Origin of the sequence: Burkholderia sp. A2, from assembly GCF_001729305.1 — a bacterium.
In the GTDB taxonomy this organism is placed as follows: domain Bacteria; phylum Pseudomonadota; class Gammaproteobacteria; order Burkholderiales; family Burkholderiaceae; genus Burkholderia; species Burkholderia sola.
The window spans coordinates 21,796-40,134 of record NZ_LZXX01000112.1 but is presented as its reverse complement, the minus strand read 5'-3'; the positions used below and the strand labels follow the sequence as shown (position 1 = coordinate 40,134).

At 60.9% G+C, this 18,339-nt stretch carries 18 protein-coding genes and 3 pseudogenes; 15 read left to right on the top strand and 6 right to left on the bottom strand.

All coding sequences use genetic code 11. From position 1 onward, the window contains the following. The first annotated feature begins 170 nt into the window (after positions 1 to 170). The 10 genes from A9Z05_RS25855 (at position 171) to A9Z05_RS35320 (ending at position 8,361) form a co-directional block, all read left to right on the top strand. Positions 171 to 1,079 carry a flagellin gene (locus A9Z05_RS25855; RefSeq protein WP_069620599.1) on the top strand — a complete coding sequence of 303 codons (909 nt, stop codon included), beginning with the start codon at positions 171 to 173 and terminating at the stop codon, positions 1,077 to 1,079. 219 nt (positions 1,080 to 1,298) lie between these two features. Beyond that, positions 1,299 to 2,075 (top strand): FliM/FliN family flagellar motor C-terminal domain-containing protein, encoded by a 777-nt coding sequence (locus A9Z05_RS25850; RefSeq protein ID WP_069620598.1) that lies wholly within the window; start codon positions 1,299 to 1,301, stop codon positions 2,073 to 2,075. Positions 2,076 to 2,084: 9 nt separating this feature from the next. Next, positions 2,085 to 2,426, top strand: a complete 342-nt coding sequence (locus tag A9Z05_RS25845; protein ID WP_069620597.1) for a FliM/FliN family flagellar motor switch protein — start codon at positions 2,085 to 2,087, stop codon at positions 2,424 to 2,426. Next, entirely contained in the window at positions 2,423 to 3,169 is a 747-nt protein-coding gene (gene fliP / locus A9Z05_RS25840) for a flagellar type III secretion system pore protein FliP (RefSeq protein WP_069620596.1), read from the top strand. Before A9Z05_RS25845 ends, fliP begins: the two co-directional genes overlap by 4 nt. Then, entirely contained in the window at positions 3,169 to 3,441 is a 273-nt protein-coding gene (gene fliQ, locus A9Z05_RS25835) for a flagellar biosynthesis protein FliQ (protein WP_054928525.1), read from the top strand. Before fliP ends, fliQ begins: the two co-directional genes overlap by 1 nt. A gap of 7 nt (positions 3,442 to 3,448) precedes the next feature. Continuing rightward, complete coding sequence (fliR, locus tag A9Z05_RS25830) at positions 3,449 to 4,246, top strand: flagellar biosynthetic protein FliR (RefSeq protein ID WP_069620595.1); 798 nt, start codon at positions 3,449 to 3,451, stop codon at positions 4,244 to 4,246. Beyond that, entirely contained in the window at positions 4,243 to 5,382 is a 1,140-nt protein-coding gene (gene flhB, locus A9Z05_RS25825) for a flagellar type III secretion system protein FlhB (protein WP_069620594.1), read from the top strand. The genes fliR and flhB overlap by 4 nt, the downstream gene beginning before the upstream one ends. Beyond that, positions 5,379 to 7,469, top strand: a complete 2,091-nt coding sequence (locus A9Z05_RS25820; protein WP_069620593.1) for a flagellar biosynthesis protein FlhA — start codon at positions 5,379 to 5,381, stop codon at positions 7,467 to 7,469. Before flhB ends, A9Z05_RS25820 begins: the two co-directional genes overlap by 4 nt. Positions 7,470 to 7,606: 137 nt before the next feature. Next, positions 7,607 to 7,759 carry a DUF5993 family protein gene (locus tag A9Z05_RS38470; RefSeq protein ID WP_222150282.1) on the top strand — a complete coding sequence of 51 codons (153 nt, stop codon included), beginning with the start codon at positions 7,607 to 7,609 and terminating at the stop codon, positions 7,757 to 7,759. A 20-nt stretch (positions 7,760 to 7,779) separates the two neighbouring features. Beyond that, a complete protein-coding gene (locus tag A9Z05_RS35320; protein ID WP_256122091.1) occupies positions 7,780 to 8,361 on the top strand; it encodes a disulfide bond formation protein B in 582 nt (193 codons plus the stop codon). Between the two features lie 255 nt (positions 8,362 to 8,616). On the opposite strand, the pseudogene A9Z05_RS35315 reads toward A9Z05_RS35320, so the two are convergent. Continuing rightward, a pseudogene (locus A9Z05_RS35315) lies at positions 8,617 to 8,857 on the bottom strand (integrase core domain-containing protein); the annotation flags it as partial. Here A9Z05_RS35315 and A9Z05_RS25815 point away from each other — a divergent pair. Continuing rightward, positions 8,852 to 9,837 (top strand): annotated as a pseudogene (locus A9Z05_RS25815) (IS256 family transposase); the annotation flags it as partial. The pseudogenes A9Z05_RS35315 and A9Z05_RS25815 sit on opposite strands and share 6 nt — an antisense overlap. A gap of 17 nt (positions 9,838 to 9,854) precedes the next feature. Here A9Z05_RS25815 and A9Z05_RS35310 read toward each other — a convergent pair. From A9Z05_RS35310 to A9Z05_RS25800, 4 genes are all read right to left on the bottom strand, one after another. Then, positions 9,855 to 10,187: a hypothetical protein gene (locus A9Z05_RS35310; RefSeq protein ID WP_256122094.1), complete on the bottom strand. Its 333-nt coding sequence runs from the start codon at positions 10,185 to 10,187 to the stop codon at positions 9,855 to 9,857. 14 nt (positions 10,188 to 10,201) lie between these two features. Continuing rightward, positions 10,202 to 10,642 carry a HEPN domain-containing protein gene (locus A9Z05_RS25810; RefSeq protein WP_212195597.1) on the bottom strand — a complete coding sequence of 147 codons (441 nt, stop codon included), beginning with the start codon at positions 10,640 to 10,642 and terminating at the stop codon, positions 10,202 to 10,204. Next, on the bottom strand, positions 10,639 to 10,980 hold the full coding sequence (locus A9Z05_RS25805; protein ID WP_069620592.1) for a nucleotidyltransferase family protein: 342 nt from the start codon (positions 10,978 to 10,980) through the stop codon (positions 10,639 to 10,641). Before A9Z05_RS25805 ends, A9Z05_RS25810 begins: the two co-directional genes overlap by 4 nt. Positions 10,981 to 11,278: 298 nt before the next feature. Beyond that, positions 11,279 to 11,527 carry a hypothetical protein gene (locus A9Z05_RS25800; RefSeq protein WP_069620591.1) on the bottom strand — a complete coding sequence of 83 codons (249 nt, stop codon included), beginning with the start codon at positions 11,525 to 11,527 and terminating at the stop codon, positions 11,279 to 11,281. 749 nt (positions 11,528 to 12,276) lie between these two features. On the opposite strand from A9Z05_RS25800, the pseudogene A9Z05_RS25795 reads away from it, so the two are divergent. After that, positions 12,277 to 13,111: pseudogene (locus A9Z05_RS25795) on the top strand (DUF932 domain-containing protein). A gap of 526 nt (positions 13,112 to 13,637) precedes the next feature. After that, positions 13,638 to 14,120 (top strand): transposase, encoded by a 483-nt coding sequence (locus A9Z05_RS38465; RefSeq protein ID WP_069620590.1) that lies wholly within the window; start codon positions 13,638 to 13,640, stop codon positions 14,118 to 14,120. A gap of 98 nt (positions 14,121 to 14,218) precedes the next feature. Here A9Z05_RS38465 and A9Z05_RS25785 read toward each other — a convergent pair whose 3' ends face one another. Then, positions 14,219 to 15,586: a site-specific integrase gene (locus A9Z05_RS25785; RefSeq protein WP_069620589.1), complete on the bottom strand. Its 1,368-nt coding sequence runs from the start codon at positions 15,584 to 15,586 to the stop codon at positions 14,219 to 14,221. Between the two features lie 300 nt (positions 15,587 to 15,886). On the opposite strand from A9Z05_RS25785, the gene msrB reads away from it, so the two are divergent. Together msrB and A9Z05_RS25775 are read left to right on the top strand one after the other, a co-directional pair. Beyond that, positions 15,887 to 16,417, top strand: coding sequence for a peptide-methionine (R)-S-oxide reductase MsrB (msrB, locus tag A9Z05_RS25780; protein WP_069620588.1), 531 nt, complete (start codon positions 15,887 to 15,889; stop codon positions 16,415 to 16,417). A gap of 35 nt (positions 16,418 to 16,452) precedes the next feature. Continuing rightward, the gene (locus A9Z05_RS25775; protein ID WP_069620587.1) at positions 16,453 to 18,312 is read left to right on the top strand and encodes a cytochrome c biogenesis protein DipZ; all 1,860 of its coding nucleotides are present in this window, start codon (positions 16,453 to 16,455) and stop codon (positions 18,310 to 18,312) included. Positions 18,313 to 18,339: the final 27 nt, after the last annotated feature.

Here is an 18,339-nt window from a genome sequence, read left to right as displayed (position 1 = left end):
AAGCAATCTCGACGTTCGCACGTCCGCCGCGCCGCATCTTCCGCTTGGCCGACTCGATTCGATTTAACGTCTGTGGATTGCCTGCCGTCTTGAACAGGCGTCGCCTCCTGACAAGTGGGAAGCGACAAACAAATACCCCCAACCTAGTCTAGACTTAAGGATTACATACCATGCTGAGCCTGCACACCAACGCCGCCGCCATGAACATCAAAAAGGCCATCGGCAACACAAGCAGCAGCCTGAACACCACGATGACGCGCCTGGGTACCGGCTTGCGCATCAACTCCGCCAAGGACGACGCCGCCGGCCTGCAGATCGCCGTGCGCCTGCAAGCGCAAACCCGCGGTATGGGCATGGCCATGCAGAACACGCAAAATGCGTCGTCGCTGCTCCAAACTGCGGACGGCGCGATGAAGGAAGTCACCAACATTCTGTACCGCATGAAGGATCTGGCCACGCAGGCCGCTGACGGATCGTCCTCGGCAAACGAAAAGTCTGCCATGCAGGCCGAGTACGATGCACTGGGCAAGGAACTGTCGAACATCATGAAAAACACGTCGTATGGCGGCGCCAAGCTGATGCAGAAGGAAGTCCAAGATAAGGACAACAAGGTCGTGAGCGAGGGCGGTCGCCTGACCAAGGCAATCACCTTCCAGATCGGCGCCACCAAGGACGAAACGATGGCAGTCGATTTCTCCAAGCACGTCGCAAACGCGCACACCAAGTTCGAAGGGCTGTCGGCTAGTTACACGGGCCCGGCAGAAGGCACGCCTGAAGTGGCCGGCACGGAGCTGACTGGCAACGCCAATGCGACGATCGATCTGATCAACAACGTACTTGACGACGTCGGCGCGCTGCGCTCGGCTATCGGTGCAGCAGAAAACCGCCTCGAGCACACCCACAACAACCTCGCCAACATGTCGACGAACACGACTGACGCCGAAGGCCGCATCATGGACGCCGACATGGCATCGGAATCCGCCAAGATGAGCTCGCAGCAAGTACTGCTGCAAGCCAGCATGTCCATGCTCAAGCAAACCAGCAGCATGAACCAGATGGTCTTGTCGCTGCTCCAGTAAGCACTACCCCCGATTCACTGGAGTCCAAAATCGGCCCGCCACAAGCGGGTCGTTTTTTTTGGGGGTGTTCAAACTCTGTTCAACATTCTCCGCTCCGTGCCGCACGCTGCAGACAATGGCGCCAACTCTTCTTCAAAAAACGACCCCTTGACCGTGTCAGCATCTCCCTCCCACTCCCGCAGCAGCCGAGCCGCATCTCCGGTGGTGCTTGATCCGTGCATGCTGGGGCGTCCATACCATTTGCTCGAGGATGTGCTGCAAGATATCAAGCGCAGAATCGACCACTCCCTTCATGAACGGTTCAATCTGCGCCGTGGCACGCGCTTCGTCGTCACCGAGCTCTCTGTCGCCGCGATGCGGTCGCGCAATGCGGCCGTCTGGCGCACCTATGCATGCAACCATGGGCAGATTTCAGTGCGCTGCGACCGCACGCTACTGCTGGCGCTGCTGGCCTGTCATTACGGCACTTCGCTGGACGAAGCCGTGCCGAACGCCCCGGCGCCCGTGCCGGAAACCGGGGCGGAACGGCGTTTCGCGGCACAACAACACACCGCGCTGCTAGCCGCGTTTGCTTCAGCAATGCTCGGCGACCACGCAGAGCCCTTTTTGCCAAGTGGGGACATCCTGCCCGGCCCCGGTGTCCGCGTCCTGCGCATGACCATCTTGGACCGCTTGCGCAAAGTCGGTGGCGACGTTGAATTCGCATTGGAAGAAATGTGGCTCGACCGCTTGTTTGCGCGCCTCGATGCTCAGCATCAGCGTGCTGCACCCGATAGTGCTCCGGCCAACGTGTGCATCCCGGTCACGATGTCGGTGCACGTGCTGTCCAAGAACATGCGCCTCGACGAACTGCTTCGTATGAGGCCAGGCGACGTGCTGCCTGTTCGCTTGCCCGATACCGTCGACGTGCTCGTCAACAACGTCCGCCTCTACCGCGCGGCCTTGGCCGAACACCAAGGCGCGCTGTGGATTACTTCTTTCGAACCCGTGGAGTAACCCCCCAACATGACATCGACCACCGACCTTGATCTCTCCGCGTTGGGCGGTCTGGATCTGGGCGACGATCCCAAATCCATCACAGAACCTGCTTCGCCGCGCGACCCGATGCGTATGCTGCGCCGCATTCCCGTGCGCTTGACGTTGGAGGTGGGGGAAGCCACCGTACCGCTAGCCGATCTGCTGTCGTACGAAACCGGCTCGACGGTGGAGCTCAATCGCCTGGCCGGCGACCCCCTCATCATCAAGGTAAATGGTACGCCTGTGGGTTTGGGCGAAGTCGTCGTCTCGGGAGAACACTACGGGCTACGCATCATCGAACTCGACGACCTCAACTCGCTTGCGACATGAAGAATCGCGACCTCCTGCCCCACCTGGGTCTGGCGTTAGCCGTTTTCGCAGTGCCCGCACTCGTGCAAGCCGACACGCTGACGCTCACATCCGATGCCGTCGGCGGCCAAGGCTTCACGGTCAAAACTCAGATCCTCGTTCTGATGACGCTGCTCGGGCTACTGCCCGCGCTGCTGATGACGATGACGAGCTTCCTGCGCTATGTGATCGTGCTGTCACTGGTCAAGCAGGCGCTAGGCCTGCAGCAAGGATTGCCGGGACGCATCGTGACGGGTGTCGCGCTGGTGCTGACCATGCTTACGATGCGCCCGGTCGGCGAGGAAATCTGGCAAAAGGCCTTCGTGCCATACGACCAGGGCAAGATCAGCATGCAGGCCGCGCTCGCGACATCGGAACAACCGCTGGGCCGCTATATGCTTGTGCAGACGAACAAGGCCACGCTTGCGCAGATGGCCAAACTCTCCGGCACCGAAAAAATCACGGACCCGGAGAAGCAGCCGTTCCTGGTTAAATTGTCGGCGTTCGTGCTGAGCGAACTGAAGACTGCGTTCCAGATGGGCGCCATGCTGTTCATCCCGTTCCTGATCGTCGACATCATTGTCGCGTCCGTGTTGATGGCAATGGGCATGATGATGCTGTCGCCACTCGTCATCTCGCTGCCGCTGAAGCTGCTCTTGTTCGTACTGGTGGACGGATGGTCACTTACCGTCAACACCCTCATTACCAGCGTGAAGGCCTACTGATGCTGACTCCCGATCTGGCCGCCAGCTTCGCCGTCGACGCGTTGCGCCTGGTGCTCGTCATCATCCTCGTGCTTATTACACCAGGCCTGATCACGGGTGTGCTGGTGGCCATATTCCAGGCCGCGACACAAATCAATGAGCAGACGATGAGCTTTCTTCCGCGCCTGATCACGACGCTGGTCGCACTCGCGCTGGCTGGCCCGTGGATGACCGGCCGCGTCATGCATTACACGGTTGAGATCTTCAGCCGCGCCGCACAACTGACCGGGTGACTCGGCAATGGAAATTGTCCTTCCCCAGTTCCTGCCGCTCGCGAACACGATCTTCTGGCCTTTCTGCCGAATCGCTGCCGCGCTGGCCGCGTCGCCGATCCTGGGTGACGCAATGGTCCCTGTGCGCATTCGCCTGCTGATCGCCCTCATCCTCGCATTAGCCATACAGCCCGGTATTCCGGCGATGCCCGTGATCGACCTGCTGCAGTTCGAAGGTGTGGCTGCCGTGGCCGAACAGGTCCTGATAGGCGGCCTGCTCGGCTTCGTGTTCCATCTCGTGCTGGGCGCGCTGCAGATTTTCGGTACCGTCGCGTCGTCGCAATTGGGCCTGTCCATGGCGCAAATCAACGATCCGATGAATGGCCAGATGGCCGACGTACTCACCAGCATAATGTACGTGGTGTTCATCCTGCTGTTCTTCGCAGTTGACGGCCACCTGATCCTGACGGCTGTCATCGCGCGCAGCTTTGCAGTCTGGCCGGTCGGTCGTTTTGCCTTCGACCTCGACGCGCTCAAGCATCTCGCCTTCGCAGTAGGCTGGGTGTTCTCCGCCGCCGTGGCGTTGGCGCTTCCGGTGATGTTCGCTACGCTGGTAGTACAAGTCGGCCTGGGCCTCCTCAACCGCGTAGCACCCGCACTGAATCTTTTCGCGTTGGGCTTTTCGATCACGACCATGTTCGGGCTGTTACTGCTGACGCTGCTGTTGCCGTCACTGCCGGATCACTACGGTCGCATGGTGGAGCACGTTCTAGAACTCTACGATCGACTCGCGACGCGGCCCCTCGGCAACGGGGGAATGCAATGAGCGAGCAACAAACCGGCGACAAGACCGAAAAGGCCACCCCGCAGAAACTGCGCAAAGCCAGAATGGAAGGCCAGGTTGCACGTTCGCGAGATATCGGCACGTGTGTGGGAATTCTGATTGCTCTCAAGCTTATCGTCGTATTAGCCCCGGCGTGGCTGGTTGAACTCAAGCACATTTTCGCGCTGTCGTTTGCAGACCTTTCCGGCGACGACAGGATCGGCAATGCGGCGTCGATGCTATTTCCCGCAGCGGCACTGCTATTGTGCAAGATGCTTGCCCCGCTGGCCGCGGTGCCCGCCGGCATCATCGTCGCGTCGTTGGTACCGGGCGGCTGGGCCATAAGCCACAAGAACGTCATGCCGAAGCTGAACCGCTTGAACCCGCTTTCCGGGCTCAAGCGCCTGGTGTCCGGCAAGCATTACGTCCAGTTCGGCACGACCGTGCTCAAGGCCCTCGTATTGATGGCCACGCTCTTCATCGTCTGCCGCTCCAACTTGAGCGGCTTCATCCGCTTGCAAGGCGCGCCGCTCGCCGATGCACTGACCGGTGGGGCAAACCTGTTCCTGACCTCTGCGCTCACGCTGACGTGCATCATCATCGTGTTCGCACTCGTCGACATACCGGTACAACAAATCATCTTCAAGCGCGGCCAGCGCATGAGCAAGCGTGACATCAAAGATGAGATGAAGCAGTCTGAAGGAAAGCCCGAGGTCAAGAGCCGCATCCGCCAAATCCAGCGCCAGCTCGCGCGCCAGGGGATCCGAAAGACCGTGCCAACCGCCGATGTGGTGGTGATGAACCCGACTCACTATGCAGTCGCACTCAAGTACGACGTAACGCGTGCACAAGCGCCGTACGTCGTAGCCAAGGGGGTCGATGAGGTTGCGCTGTTCATTCGCGACGTCGCCCGAGGGCACAACGTCGAGGTGATCGAGCTGCCGCCGCTGGCGCGTGCGATCTACCACACCAGCCAGGTCAATCAGCAAATTCCGGCAGAGCTGTATCGCGCGGTAGCGCAGGTGTTGTCCTACGTTTTACAGATCAAGGCTTTCCGCAGCGGTGGACGCGACGTTTCACCATCGCTGCCCACCGGCATCACCATTCCCGAACACTTGCAAAAGTCCCAATCCCGATGAACGTGATCGACCTGCTCAAGCGCCTGAAGTTTGCTGCGCCTCTCGCCCTGTTCACCATCCTGGCGATGGTAATCCTGCCGCTTCCGCCAGCCGCGTTGGACATCATGTTCACGTTCAACATCGTGCTGTCCATCGTGGTGGTCATGGTAGCCGTGACCGTGAAGCGACCGCTGGACTTCTCGGCCTTCCCGACCATTATCCTGGCTGCCACGCTGATGCGCCTGACATTGAACGTCGCATCCACACGCGTTGTTTTGCTCAATGGCTACACGGGCCCGAGTGCAGCCGGCCAAGTGATCGAATCGTTCGCCAATGTAGTGATCGGCAGCAACTTCGTGGTCGGGCTGGTCGTGTTCGTGATCCTGATGATCATCAATTTCGTCGTGGTCACCAAGGGTGCGGAGCGCATCTCGGAAGTGTCGGCGCGTTTCACCCTCGACGCGCTGCCCGGCAAGCAGATGGCCATCGACGCCGATCTGAACGCCGGTGTCATCACACAGGCACAAGCCCAGCAACGCCGCAAGGACGTTACGACCGAAGCCGACTTTTACGGCGCCATGGATGGCGCCTCGAAGTTCGTGCGCGGCGACGCCATCGCCGGCATTCTGATTCTCATCACGAACATGATCGGCGGCGTGATCATCGGCGTAATCATGCACGGCTTGCCTGCAGGCGAGGCATTCCACAAGTATGCGCTGCTGGCCATCGGGGACGGCCTGGTCGCGCAAATACCCGCCCTCCTGCTGTCCGCCGCCGCCGCGGTCATTGTCACCCGCATCGACGATGCACGCGACTTCGAGGAACAGGTCGGCCAGCAATTGCTGGCTTCGCCGTTGGTGCTGTTCAGCGCTTCCGCACTGATGGCCGCGCTGGGTCTGATCCCGGGCATGCCGACATTGGTGTTTCTGTGCTTTGCAGCAGTGCTCAGTTACGTCGGCTATCGGATGACGCAGCGTACTTCGCCCTCCGCCGCGGTCGAGGCGGAAGAAACCGCCCGTGTCATGCAAGCCACGCTAGCCGCGCCCGGCAGCGAATCGTTCGACTGGAGCAGCCTGCCGTATGTGGACGCGCTTTCGGTATCCCTCGGCTACAAGCTGGTGGAGATGTTGGACCGCGCTCAGGGCGCGCCGCTGGTGCGCCGCCTGCATGGCACCCGACAAACCCTGTCGGAACAGCTCGGCTTCCTGCTACCGGCCATCGGCGCGCGCGACGACATGAGCCTGCCCCCCTCCAGTTACACCATCGTGCTCAATGGCACCACACTGGCTCAGGCCCAAGTGCAACCGGGAAAGCTGATGGCCATTCCGTCACCTACCGTCTACGGGGAACTGGATGGCACACCCGACATCGACCCTGCCTACGGCATGCCCGTCACGTGGATCGAGCCCGACCAGAAGGCCCATGCCCTCGGCCTCGGCTACCAGGTCGTCGATTGCGCGACGGTGATCGCCACGCATGCGGCCAAGTTAATTCGCGAAACGATTCCCGACCTGTTCAGCTACGATCATGTGACCGCCATCATCGAACGCCTGATGGCCATTGCGCCAGCGCTGGCCGATGCGCTGGGAAAATGCCTCACGCACAGTCAGTTGCGCAAGGTGTTCCGTACGTTGTTGGCCGAGAACGTGTCGATCAAGGACATCGAGACCGTGTCCGCCACGCTGGTGGAGGCCGCGGAAACCACCAAGGATCCGCTACTGCTCGTGGCCGAAGTCCGCTGCGCACTGCGTCGCCAGATCGTGGCCGGACTTGGCGCCCAGCACGAGGCGCTCCAGGGTTTCAGCCTGACGGTGGAACTCGAGAACATTCTGCTGAATGCCCTAAGTCTCGCGGAGCAATCGGGAACCCGTGTGCCGCTGGACAATTTCCCGGTCGAACCGAATGTGCTCTCGCAGTTGCAGACCCATATGCCGGCGGTGGTCGAACAATTGAAACAAATGGGCGCCGCCCCAGTGCTGATCGTGGTGCCACGCATTCGCCCGATGCTCGCGCGGTACGCCAAACTGTTCTCTCCGGACCTAACCGTCCTGTCGTACAACGAAGTTCCCGACAACAAGGAAGTCAGCATTGTCGGCACGCTTGGATGACGCCCCTGCCATGATCGCTACGGCGGCCTTGCCGGCTCTTCTATTCCAACCTGTGACAGGCAATCGATTTTCGGTCGTCTGACCCAACCTCGTTACGCTGTTCGTTTTAACCACCACCTGAAGGACTCGAAATTTTTATGTTTCTTCCGTTTCTGTTGTCACTCGCATCGTTCGTCTCAATGATATACGGTACGCGTTCACGTACGATCTCTTTGTTCGTCGTCGCACTGATCTCCACACTTTTCTCATTCTCTCATCACGCGACAGATTCGCTCAATCTATCCCTCTAAATGACATCGCGATAATGGAAATGAAGATTCTACGAAACGATAGCAACGACAACGCGACGACGAACAATACGCTAGATGTTCTTGCATTAATTGCGATTAGTGCAGCACTGCTCATCGCATTCTATTATCAACTTGCATTCAATGAGCTACCCTGTCCACTTTGCTTACTGCAGCGCGTCGGATTGATCCTCGCCGGGATCGGATTCGCAATGAACGTCAGATACGGCGTACGTGGCACACATTATTGCTGCGTGCTCGTCAGCGCTGTCGCAACCGGCGTCATCGCAGGTCGTCAGGTACTGCTACACATCGCACCCGATTCGGGAGCGTACGGTTCAGCTCTGTGGGGCTTGCATTTCTACACATGGTGCTTTATCGCGTCGGTGTTGATCATTTTGTATGTTTCCTTGCTGCTTGCTGTCCGCCGCACAAGCCATACTGTGCAACCCGCGTCGATGAGTACCAGCGGGCGAATCGCGATGGCAGTCTTCGGGCTTACGATCATCGCCAATCTCGTATCGACGTTACTCGAATGCGGTGGCGGTCAGTGCGCGAGCGATCCCGTCGAGTATGAACTGCTCGAACGTCTTCTAAATAATTGAGTATTCCGTAATGCGGCCCGTATTTCTATGATAAATGATGGTATTTTAAAAAAATCAATAGCTCAAGTGATACGCTCGTCCAAGCACCTGAGGAACTCCGGCGCATCCATCAATTCGATCCCGCACATTTTAAATTGCGGCCAGTAACTCGCTCAAAGTATGTGTGGCATCGAAATCGATGCCACACATACCGACCATACGGCGCAACGCGTGTGGGGGTGTCAAGTCATTGAATAGGTTGACAATATCGAGGCGCTAGCATGCCCGATGCATCGCATCGGGCGTTTTGTATTTCAGGGCTGCATGTGATCGTTCAGGGGTGTAGATGCGCGCCGACTGCTCGACCGTCTTGACGGCTTGAGCAAGGTCAGCGAGACGTTACAAGAGGAACTCGTACTGTGAGGATGCCGTTGATCCATTCGGCCAACTGGTTCTGATAGCAGTCGTAGCCATCCGTCCGTCTTCGAATAGCGCAGGCGTGACGCCGGAACTGATCAAGCAACTGGTGCCCGGGGCACTGGACGGCGACGATCAATGAGCAATTGGCCGCACTCAAGAAGGCGATCTTCGAGCGTGCGCTGGGCGGCGAACTGACCCACCACTTGGGTTACGAGAAGGGTGAAGCCAAGCCAGCGAGTAGCACGAACCACCGCAACGGCACCGGCCGTAAGCGCATCAAGACCGACGACGGCCTGCTCGACGTCGAGATTCCGCGCGACCGCGAATGCACCTTCGATCCGGTGCTGATCGCCAAGGGCGAGCGACGCTTCACCGGCTTCGACGACAAGATCATTGCGATGTACGCACGCGGCATGAGCGTGCGGGAGATTCAGGGTTTCCTGCTGGAGATGTACGGCATCGAGGTGTCGCCGGACTTCATCAGTACGGTGACCGATGCCGTGATCGACGAAGTGCGCGAATGGCAGCAGCGGCCGCTCGAGCCGATGTACCCGGTCGTGTTCTTCGACGCCTTGCGAGTCAAGATCCGCGACGAAGGCGTCGTGCGCAACAAAGCGATCTACCTGGCGCTGAGCGTGCGCCGCGACGGCACACGCGACGTGTTGGGCCTTTGGATGGAGCAGACCGAGGGGGCCAAGTTCTGGCTGAGGGTAGTGAACGGCCTTAAGCTGCGCGGCGTGCAGGATATCCTGATCGCCGTGGTCGACGGCCTGAAGGGCTTCCCGGAAGCGATCAACACGGTGTTCTCGGAAACGACGGTCCAGACCTGCATCGTGCATCTGATCCTGAACTCACTGGACTTCGCCAGCTGGAAAGACAGGAAATCGGTCGCAGCGGCGCTCAAGGAGGTCTATCGGGCACCGTCGGCGAAAGCCGCCGCCATGGCGCTGGATGCGTTCGATACGAGCCCCTGGGGTACAAAATACCCCCCGATTGCCGCTCTGGCGCCGGGCCTGGGATCAGGTGATTTCGTTCTACGCCTTCGCGCCCCACATCCGGAAAATTGTATATACGACAATCTTAGCGGCAAGCAGTCATCTGTTCGCATTCCTATTCGGCGAGCGACGCACCTCGCCATTAGCTGAGATTTTTAGCCGCTCCCCAGCACATGACGTTTCTGACACGGCCCTGACTTGAGAATCAAGCCCTTTTTTCGTCCAGTCCAAAATTTCTCGCACATAGGCCCATACCACATCAGGCATATTCCGAAAATCGCTTGTGCTCACCGGTGCCAACCACTTGTCCAGCGTCTTGATCGGAACGCTGATACGCTCTGCGAACTCCATACGCGTCATGCAGAGTGACGCCATCGCATCGCGGAGAAACACCTGCTGCGTGATCTCAGGAGGCGACTTATTGGTGGCCATTCGCGTCCCCTCGCTTACAAGTCCAGATCGGGCGTCGGAGACGCATCCGGATCATCGGGCCTTTGTTCCTGATCAGGCGTCAAAAGCTCCCGCACGACTGCAACGAAATTTTCCGCCTGCGTAACCGCCCAACGCGCCTTGTCCATGGGGATATTACCGACGCCATAATCTGCGATGCCGCGCAAACTCTCGACTTGTCTCAGTGATCGGCCGTATTCGGGCTGCACAAGCCCCTGATTCACAAGCTTTAGACCAAATGCCGCGATCACGCCGCTATGGGTTGCCGGCGATTGCTCAACGACTCCAACGCCGAGCAACGCGGCATGAGCGGCGTCGAACATCGCATAGTACGCGCGATTGCATGCGCCCTCGCGCCCACCGACCTGCAGCAATACATGGGCCTCCGCCAACGCGCGTACGGCTTTTGCCATATAGTCCGCGGAAGTCATCCTCATAGCGTGATTCCTTCGCGGCGGATGTTCTCGATCAAGACCGGATTACTGAACCGTTCCGGGTGCTCCAGTTCGTCCTCCCAAATCGGAAGGGCGCCGACCAGCACTCCCGTTTCCAGCAATACGTCAAACGACGTCCCCGCCATGTCCAGCACGATGTCCGTGCGTTCACCGTGAACGCCGCTCAGGATGACTGCGATATCAGCGTCGCTTTCGTCGGTATGCTCGTGACGCGCTCGGCTACCAAAGAGGATTGCCCGGCGGACCGGGTAGCGCTGCGCGATACGTTTTAGGAACACATCGGCCGCATGGGCGGTTTCAGGATCGACAGCCACGTCCATGTTGCTCTCCTCGACGAGACTTACTGTTATACCCCCCAATGGGGGGTCTTGCAAGACAAATTCCCTGCCATGACAATCTCTCCATCAGCAGCACATGTGCGTGTCGACGCCAAGATCGATACGCAGTCACACACGTGGGAAGTACCCCAATACAGCCACGCGACACTTCGAGTGCAGCAACAGGTCCGGAACGGACGCGAGCACTTCGGACACGCACTGAAGTATTCGACACAACGGCGCGAACGGCCGCTTGCTCCGCTTCGGAAGGAATATCGCTCATCTTGATCTCACGGATCGATCAGGCTGATTGATTGAGGACTTCGACCTCGAAGCCCTCCGGCCAGCCGTAATTCAAGACGCGCATCGCGTCCTCGGTGATCAGTTCAGGCACGACGTCTGCGTAGTCCGCGTCAAGCGGTGTGATCATCATGATCGCGCATGATTGCCTTTTTGCTGCTGCAATCTGCCCGGCCAACCGCTTCAGTTCTGCCGTCCACTCGCGGACTTGCCGCTCAAGGACCTGCTGCTCGTTGTAACTCTTCGTCATCCGTTTTCGGGATTCTCTTTCAGTGCCTCGACGCCATACAGTATTCGTGCTCGGAGGCACCGCGTTGCTCGTCCCAATCCAACAGCTCTCAAATAAAGCATGCTCGGCGAAACCATCCAGACATATCGCGCCCCGTGAATTTTCACAACACCAGCAAGGCGCGGTCATTCATGCATTTTTTCCCCCTCAGGCCTAACGCCCAAAATACCACCGGCGTCTATCAGCCTTGCTCACCATCCGTAGCTCACCGGTAACTTATCGGACACTTCACCGCAACACCGCCTCACGCGCAGTCAACCATGAGCAAAGCACGCGGCGGCGGCGCCGCGTCACCCTCGTCGCGATTTCTTGTCGCCGGCCTGCGCTGCAATGCAATAAAGCGTCACCCGTCTCGACGCTGGCAAGCCAACACGAGTGTCGCGCGGCGCGCCGAGTCCCATCTCACTACGCAGCCTGCGGTCAGCCCGGAGCATGGCACGCACCCGACTCCCAGCTTCGCGCCCTTGACCCGCGACCGTAGCCGATAGCGGGCAGCCATCAAGGGGCGCGGGACCGTGTTGCCCGCCCCCTCCCGCGCCTTTTTCCTTGACGCCTGCCCGCTATCGGCTCCTTCAGTCGCACGGGCGGGAACCCGGGAGTCAGGCGGCAGCAACGCCAACCCCGAGTTCCACCGGGAGATATCCAGCCGCAACGGCATGACATATCTCCTCGCTCGGTTCAAGTCCTCAACCTTGACTGTGGAGAACGTCATGCAACTCGCTTCCTCTTTCCATTACTGCGCACCGATGCTGCGCGCCAGTGCCCCCCTCTCAGACGACCAGATTCGCCGTGTGGCCCCGTCCATCTTCGCGGACGGCAAGCACGAAAGCCGCTCCGAGCGCTACACCTACATTCCCACCATCGACGTTCTGCGCGGCCTGCGTAATGAGGGCTTTCAACCGTTCATGATCTGTCAGACCCGCGTGCGCGACTCCAGCAAGCGCGAATTCACGAAACACATGCTTCGGCTGCGCCATGCCGACCAGATCACCGGTGAGGAAGCCGATGAAATCGTGCTGCTGAACTCGCACGATGGCACCAGCAGTTACCAGATGCTCGCCGGCACATTCTGCTTTGTCTGCCAGAACGGCATGGTCGCGGGCGAGAACATCGCCGATATCCGCGTGCCGCACAAAGGCAACGTGGTGCAGAACGTGATCAACGGTGCGTTCGACGTGCTCGACGGGTTCGAACTGATCCGCGAACAGAAAGACGGCATGCGCTCGGTGACGCTCGACCGCGACGAACAGCAGGCGTTCGCCCGCTCCGCGCTCGCGCTGCGGTACGACCCAACCGACGCCGAAGCGCCTGCTCCCGTCAGCGAAAGCCAGTTGCTGGCCCCGCGCCGCTTCGAGGATCGCCACGACGACCTCTGGACCGTCTTTAACCGCGTGCAGGAAAACCTGACCAAGGGTGGCCTGCGTGGCCGCTCCCGCTCGGGCCGCGCGATGTCCACGCGCCCCATTACCGGCATCGATCAGATGCGTGAAGCTCAACCGTGCGCTGTGGATGCTCGCCGATGCGATGCGGCAGATGAAGGCATAACGACTGACGGGCGGCGTTTGCACGTCGCCCGGCTGTTCGGTTCTGCAGGCAATGGCGGCCGCTAACGTCAAAAAACAAGCCAAACTGGAGGTCTCGACACATGCAAGAATTCGCCAGACTCGCCTGGAAACGAGAATATTTTTGCCTTTGTGCGCGAGCAAGCGCGTATTCAAGTGTGCGTGCCCACAAGCACCGGGTCACACCGCCGATCACACGATCGATTACGTTTCCAAGGCAACGACCACGTCTGAAGTTTGATGCAATCGGGCGTACACGTTTTTACGGATGCTAACGGCGGAACTCTGATCGATTGATTTAATCCTCGCGCCTTGTCTGTCGTTCCGCTTCGATACTGGCGCACCTGATTTGCGTTCGGACGATCGCCCTTCTTGCGCGATACGCAACCTGTGCGCTCTGCGCGATCGCTCTCAGCATTCGGTTTTCCTGTGGCAACAGATCAACCGATTGCCCCGGATCCGCACATGCGGCTGGGACACTTTTCGCATTGTTCAGTTCGCTTTGCTGTATGGCTCACACAATTTTCCTGCGCAAGCCGATTCGTCCTTTCTGCAGCCGAGCTCTGTTTTTTCCGTGCAGCAAAACTCACCAAGCCCGTGGGATTGGCGAACTTCAAAAGCAAAGACATGAAAAGGAGGTAACGCAGGATAGGCTTGCGCCGGTTTTTGGCGCCACGCACGCAATCGTACGACACGAGCAATACGTCACCGAGGTATCTCCCGACTTCATCATCTCGGTCACCGACGAGGTAATGGCCGATGCGCTGAGCTGGCAGAGCCGCCCGCTTGAGACGATGTATCCGGTGGTCTTCTTCGACGCGCTGCGGGCAATATCCGCGACGACGGCGTGGTCAGCAACTAGGCCGTCTCCGGCCTTAGGCATCCAGGCCGACGGCCAGCTCGACGTGCTGGGCCTCTGGATCGAACGGACCGAGGGCGCCAAGTTCCGGCTCAAGGTGTTCAACGAACGCACGCCTGCCAGGACATTCTGATCGCCGTGGTCGATGACTTGAAGGGGCTCACCAAAGCCATTAGCGCGGCTATCCGCGGACGACAGTTCAGACCTGCGTCGTCGACAAGCACTCTCCGATTACGGCGCAAACAGAAAGCGTACGTTTTCTGTACTCATGCCAAGCAAAACCGACAAACGATCGCCCCATCGCCGCCATGCATCGCGCATCTGCGCGTCATAGTCGAACTGCAGATAGATTCGATCAAGCGGATCGTTGCGCGCGTGGTTCAAGCACCGATGCACAATGCTTTCTGGGATGCCGAGAGACTGCATCATAGTCCCGCACGTCCGGCGCAAGTCATGACATTTCCACTGGCCGCCCGCGACAGTGAGCGCATCGGTTGCCGTTGTGCGACCTTCTGTCGGTGCATCCTTCGGGCGTTGCCGGTCATGGATCGCCCCGCAGGTCGTATGAATACTGACGTGCGGCAGTTTGCCCTTTTCCGAGGGAAACACGTATTCGCGGCGTGCGTTGCCTTCGGGCACGCCGGCGCGCACGGCTTGCTGCGCTGCAAACTGTGCCAGAGCGAAATCGGACAGATGAATCGTAATCGCCGTGTTCGATTTCGTGTGTTCCTTTGGAATCGTCCACGTTCGTGCTTTGAAGTCGAGATCGATCCAGCGCGTCAGGAGCGTTTCGCCGACGCGCGTTCCGCACGCGAGCATCACCCATACCGCTGACACGATGGAACGCGGAAGTCGCGCGGCCGGAATCAGTTCACCGAGTGACTGGATTTCATCGTCCGTGAGTGTGCGGTTACGCTCATTGCCACGCACCGGATCGTAATCACCTGAAACGACATCCTCTTTCGCAAGCGCAAGCACGTCGCAATCGATCAGCAAGCGCTTCCACGGCTGATTACGTTCTCCCCATCGAACCATTTGCTGGATCGTTATCAACATCTCGACCGCTTGACGGTTGTGTCCCACGTCGGAAATCGCGGTAAGCAGCGGCAGAACGTTCGACGCAAACACGTCTGCGATCCTGTGTGTACGGAGAGAGGGCAGCACATGCCTTTCCATCCCACCTCGAAGCAATTTACCGCCATCCTTTCGACCCTTTTTGCCGCGTTTCTTGTTGATGGTCACAAACCATGCATCGAATAAATCGCCGAACGTGAGATCTGCCGTCGCCGCTTTTTCGACCTTGGTCTGGCGTTCACGCTTCTTCGCTTCGAGATAGTCGACGCCGTCGCGCGCCTGGGAACGAATCATCGCGGCTGCCGTGCGTGCATCCTCTAGCGACAGCTGCGCAACGCTCGAGCAGCGCCCCCATACCTTGCCCAGCGGCTTGTCGCGTTGCTTGCCATTGATGCTGACGCGAACAAACCACGTTTTCCCGCCGGTCGGGCCGACGCGCAGGAACAGTCCACGCCCATCCGACAGGAAATACCGCTTTCCAGTCGCCCTTGCGGCTTCGATTTGTCTGACCGTCAGTGCACCCATGATCGCCCTCCATCGATTTCGTCATCAGGTCAACCCGCGCATCCCAAGCAGAGCCTACCCCACACGACGAACACTAAAAAGACACTAAAAAGTTGCGGCTCGTGCCGGATTTCCGTGGAAGTGAACGGACCACGAATACCCGGCAAACCCTTGTCAGACGGGGATTTGGCGGATTTCACCGGAACTATTCGGAGCACCCAGAAAATAATCACGATTCATTTAACTTTCCGTGAGGACTTCGACACCGGCAGCCGCCTACGATGGGCGCATGTTTTCAGGACCTGCTTCCAGGAGCCCATCATGCCCACCCGCAGACATCTGCTGTTCGCCGGCGCCACCGGCCTCGCCGCGCTCGCGGCGCTGTCGTCCGCCGGCCGCCGCGCGCTGGTCGGCCGCGCGTTCGCCGCGCCGCCGGCCGGCTCGCCGAAGGCCGTCCCGTTCGAAATCACGCTCAGCGACGCCGAATGGCATCGCCGGCTCACGCCCGCCCAATACACGGTCCTGCGCGAAGCCGGCACCGAGCGGCCGTTCACCAGCCCGCTGAACGACGAGCACCGGAACGGCACGTTCGCGTGCGCCGGCTGCGACCTCGCGCTGTTCTCGTCGGCCACCAAGTTCGACAGCCATACGGGCTGGCCGAGCTTCTGGAAACCGCTCGATCATGCGGTGGGCACCAACACCGATGCGTCGTTCGGGATGGTCCGCACCGAGGTGCACTGCCGCCGCTGCGGCGGCCATCTCGGCCACGTGTTCGACGACGGCCCCGCGCCGACCGGCCTGCGCTACTGCATGAACGGCCTCGCGCTCGCGTTCCACCCGGCTGCCGCCTGATCCGGCCCCACTCCCATCCGACTGGAGAACGCATCATGCTCCTCATCGTTCTTGCCTATCTCGGCGGCGTGCTCACGATCCTGAGCCCGTGCATCCTGCCCGTGCTGCCGTTCGTGTTCGCGCGCGCCGACCAGCCGTTCGTGCGCACCGGCCTGCCGCTGCTCGCCGGCATGGCGCTCACGTTCGCCGTCGTCGCGACGCTTGCCGCCGTCGGCGGCGGCTGGGTCGCGCAGGCCAACCAGGCCGGCCGCTGGATCGCGATCGTGCTGCTCGCCGTGTTCGGCCTGACGCTGCTGATGCCGCGTTTCGCGGAACACCTGACGCGCCCGCTCGTCGCCGCCGGCAACCGGCTCACCGGGTTCGCGCAACGCGACGGCCGCCCGGCCGGCCCTGCGTCGTCGCTGCTGCTCGGCGTCGCGACAGGCCTGCTGTGGGCGCCGTGCGCGGGCCCGATCCTCGGCCTCGTGCTGACCGGCGCCGCGCTGCGCGGCGCGAGCGTCGGCACGACGCTGCTGCTCGTCGCGTATGCGGCCGGCGCGGCGACGTCGCTCGGCGTCGCGCTCGTGATCGGCGGCAAGGTGTTCGCCGCGATGAAGCGCTCGCTCGGCGCCGGCGAATGGATCCGGCGCGGGATCGGCGCGGCGCTCCTGGCCGGCGTCGGCGCGATCGCGCTCGGCCTCGACACGGGCGCCCTCGCGCAACTGTCGACGGTCACCACGGGCGGGCTCGAAACGAAGCTCGTCGACCGCCTCGGCGGCCGCTCGAACGGCGCGTCGGCGGCAGCGGCCCCGAGCGCCGCTACCGACAACGCGACGGGCGGCGCGATGATGGCCGCCGCAGTGGATGGCGCGCAGGCCGGCGGTGGTGCGATGGCCGGCAGCGCAATGATGCGTGCGGCCGGCGCCACCGCGGCCGCGCTGCCGGTCGAAGGCACGCTGCCGTCGCTCGACGGCGCGGTGCAGTGGCTGAACTCGCCGCCGCTGACGGCGGCCGGGCTGCGCGGCAAGGTCGTGCTGGTCGATTTCTGGACGTATTCGTGCATCAACTGCCTGCGCACGCTGCCGTACACGGCTGCGTGGGCGCGCAAATACGCGCCGTACGGGCTGGTCGTGATCGGCGTGCACGCGCCGGAGTTCGCATTCGAGCGCGACATCGGCAATGTGAAGAAGGCCGTTCACGACCTCGGCATCGATTACCCGGTCGCGATCGACAACGGCTATTCGATCTGGCGCGCGTTCAACAACGAATACTGGCCCGCGCACTACTTCATCGATGCGCAAGGGCGGATCCGCCATCACCACTTCGGCGAAGGCGAATACGCGCAATCGGAACGCGCGATCCAGTCGCTGCTCGCCGAAGCCGGCCACCCGGACGCGCTGAACGTGCCGCTCGGGCTCGCCGGCGCACCAGCGAAGGGCGCGCTCGCGGCGGCCGACAGCGCGGACGTCCGTTCACCCGAAACGTATGTCGGCTATGCGCGTGCGGAAAGCTTCGCGTCGCCGGGCGGTGCCGTGCGCGATGCCGCACACCGTTACGACGCGCCGGCCCGGCCGGCGCTCAACGACTGGGGCCTCGCGGGCACGTGGAACGTCGGCGCCGAGCGCGCGTCGCTCGCCGCGCAGGATGGCCGGATCGTCTACCGCTTCCATGCACGCGACCTGCACCTGGTGCTCGGCCCGGGCACGAACGGCCGGCCCGTGCGCTTTCGCGTGACGCTCGACGGCGCGGCGCCCGGCGCCGCGCATGGCACGGACGTCGACGCGCAGGGCTACGGCACCGTCACCGGCCAGCGCCTGTACCAGCTCGTCCGCCAGCCCGGCGCGATCGCCGACCGCACGTTAGCGATCGAGTTTCTCGATCCCGGGGTCGATGCGTATGCATTCACTTTCGGCTGATCGCACGCCGCCGCCATCCCGGCGCCG

Bases quoted from the DNA above. Each gene is read 5' to 3' on its own strand.
- A9Z05_RS25820 (WP_069620593.1), top strand. From the start codon at position 5,379: ATGAACGTGATCGACCTGCTCAAGCGCCTGAAGTTTGCTGCGCCTCTC.
- A9Z05_RS25810 (WP_212195597.1), bottom strand. From the start codon at position 10,642: ATGAGGATGACTTCCGCGGACTATATGGCAAAAGCCGTACGCGCGTTG.
- fliQ (WP_054928525.1), top strand. From the start codon at position 3,169: ATGCTGACTCCCGATCTGGCCGCCAGCTTCGCCGTCGACGCGTTGCGC.
- A9Z05_RS38470 (WP_222150282.1), top strand. From the start codon at position 7,607: ATGTTTCTTCCGTTTCTGTTGTCACTCGCATCGTTCGTCTCAATGATA.
- msrB (WP_069620588.1), top strand. From the start codon at position 15,887: ATGCCCACCCGCAGACATCTGCTGTTCGCCGGCGCCACCGGCCTCGCC.
- A9Z05_RS25845 (WP_069620597.1), top strand. From the start codon at position 2,085: ATGACATCGACCACCGACCTTGATCTCTCCGCGTTGGGCGGTCTGGAT.
- A9Z05_RS25800 (WP_069620591.1), bottom strand. From the start codon at position 11,527: ATGACGAAGAGTTACAACGAGCAGCAGGTCCTTGAGCGGCAAGTCCGC.
- A9Z05_RS35320 (WP_256122091.1), top strand. From the start codon at position 7,780: ATGAAGATTCTACGAAACGATAGCAACGACAACGCGACGACGAACAAT.
- A9Z05_RS25785 (WP_069620589.1), bottom strand. From the start codon at position 15,586: ATGGGTGCACTGACGGTCAGACAAATCGAAGCCGCAAGGGCGACTGGA.
- A9Z05_RS25805 (WP_069620592.1), bottom strand. From the start codon at position 10,980: ATGGACGTGGCTGTCGATCCTGAAACCGCCCATGCGGCCGATGTGTTC.
- A9Z05_RS38465 (WP_069620590.1), top strand. From the start codon at position 13,638: ATGGCTCACACAATTTTCCTGCGCAAGCCGATTCGTCCTTTCTGCAGC.
- fliP (WP_069620596.1), top strand. From the start codon at position 2,423: ATGAAGAATCGCGACCTCCTGCCCCACCTGGGTCTGGCGTTAGCCGTT.
- A9Z05_RS25855 (WP_069620599.1), top strand. From the start codon at position 171: ATGCTGAGCCTGCACACCAACGCCGCCGCCATGAACATCAAAAAGGCC.
- A9Z05_RS25850 (WP_069620598.1), top strand. From the start codon at position 1,299: ATGCTGGGGCGTCCATACCATTTGCTCGAGGATGTGCTGCAAGATATC.
- fliR (WP_069620595.1), top strand. From the start codon at position 3,449: ATGGAAATTGTCCTTCCCCAGTTCCTGCCGCTCGCGAACACGATCTTC.
- A9Z05_RS25775 (WP_069620587.1), top strand. From the start codon at position 16,453: ATGCTCCTCATCGTTCTTGCCTATCTCGGCGGCGTGCTCACGATCCTG.
- flhB (WP_069620594.1), top strand. From the start codon at position 4,243: ATGAGCGAGCAACAAACCGGCGACAAGACCGAAAAGGCCACCCCGCAG.
- A9Z05_RS35310 (WP_256122094.1), bottom strand. From the start codon at position 10,187: ATGGCCACCAATAAGTCGCCTCCTGAGATCACGCAGCAGGTGTTTCTC.